We start from the raw sequence: 570 nt of genomic DNA on the forward strand, positions 1-570 counted from the left end.
CGTTGACAAAATTGTGGCTCAATACGATTTGCGTCCAGATTGGCGCACGGCGTTAGAGTATGAGGTGCGATTGGCAACACAAACCCAAGCGGTATTTCTATTCGTACTTGTATTGGCAATTTGTGTTTCTCTCTATCTGTATCGTCAATCCAACACCGATAATTTAACTGGGTTGAGGAATCGTCGCTCTTTGCAAGTTAAGTATCGCCAAGGGGTGAATAAGGATTTGGCGATTCTTTATTTAGATATTAATCACTTCAAACAAATCAACGATACCTACGGTCATTTAGCGGGTGATGAAGTGCTGCAATTGCTTTCACTGAAGATACATCGAGTGTGGTCTGGGCGAAGCTATCGTATTGGAGGTGACGAATTTATTTTGCTCGGATACCCAACACAAATAGAGCTTTCGCGAGCCGTTCAGGAACTGAGTCGATTGGATGTTACTGATAAATTGTGCGCGGAGCTGAAAACCGTCACGATTTCAGTTGGTGTTTCTGAGAAACGAAAGCAGCACATGAGTTTGGAACAAGCGCTGCATTTGGCGGATGAAGATATGTACGTCAGCAA

Annotated in this window: 1 protein-coding gene; it reads left to right on the forward strand. The window is 43.7% G+C overall.

All coding sequences use genetic code 11. The features are described from left to right. A partial coding sequence (locus R7R24_RS29140) for a GGDEF domain-containing protein (RefSeq protein WP_318120518.1) occupies nt 1-570 on the forward strand: 570 nt, incomplete at both ends.

It is taken from the genome of Vibrio sp. 704 (genome assembly GCF_033339295.1).